This is a genomic window from Mesorhizobium sp. M7A.F.Ca.CA.004.06.1.1 (assembly GCF_003999135.1).
GTDB lineage: Bacteria > Pseudomonadota > Alphaproteobacteria > Rhizobiales > Rhizobiaceae > Mesorhizobium.
This window is the reverse complement of sequence record NZ_RZPQ01001339.1, coordinates 1-690: the sequence shown is the minus strand read 5'-3', so window position 1 is coordinate 690 and position 690 is coordinate 1. Positions and strand designations below refer to the sequence as shown.

The following is a 690-nucleotide window of genomic DNA, read 5'->3' as shown; positions in this document are numbered from 1 at the left end:
GACCATGACGCCTGCGACCCAGCTGCCGAAGTCATGATCGTAGCCGACGTTCAGTTCACCAAAGGCACCTTCGCCACCGAGACCATTGAATTCCAGGTCGCCGAGCGGCGGAACGTTGATCTGATGCACGGACGCACCGGCGCCACCAGCGCCACCGATATAGAAGCCGGTCCAGTTGTAGGCTGGCGTCTCGAAGGCAGCGCCGCCGCCGTTCTGTGCACCGAAACGGTAATTGGCTGCGATCTGGAAAGTATGGCGCGAGGTGTCAAGATTCAGGAGACCGTCCGGTACTCCGACAATGCCAGCCTCGGAAAGAAGATCGTCCTTGGTCCCGAAGCCCGTATAGCGATACTCAGTCTTGATCGTCCAATTGCTGTTGATGGCCGTTTCGATGCCACCTCCGACAAAATACCCGCTCTGATCCCAATCAAAGTCGAAGCCGGCGTTCGTATCGAGCTTGTACTTCTGCCAGGAATAGCCACCCAGCACGTAGCCCAGAGTGTTCGGCGTCAAGAGGTAGCCGAGACGCAGGCCAGCGTCGAAACCGTAGGTTTCCTTGATCGAAGCGTCGAACCCCGTAATGTCCAGCGTGGTCTTGATGTTGCCCACGTGAGCGTCCAGCAGACCGCCGATGAGGAACCGGGGCGAGACCATATAGTCATAGCCAACCGTCAGCTCACCATAGACGCC

General features: G+C 58.3%; 1 protein-coding gene. It reads right to left on the bottom strand.

Going from position 1 to position 690, the window contains the following annotated elements:
• The coding region (locus tag EN906_RS36190; RefSeq protein ID WP_164777710.1) for an outer membrane beta-barrel protein at positions 1 to 690 on the bottom strand (690 nt) is incomplete at both ends.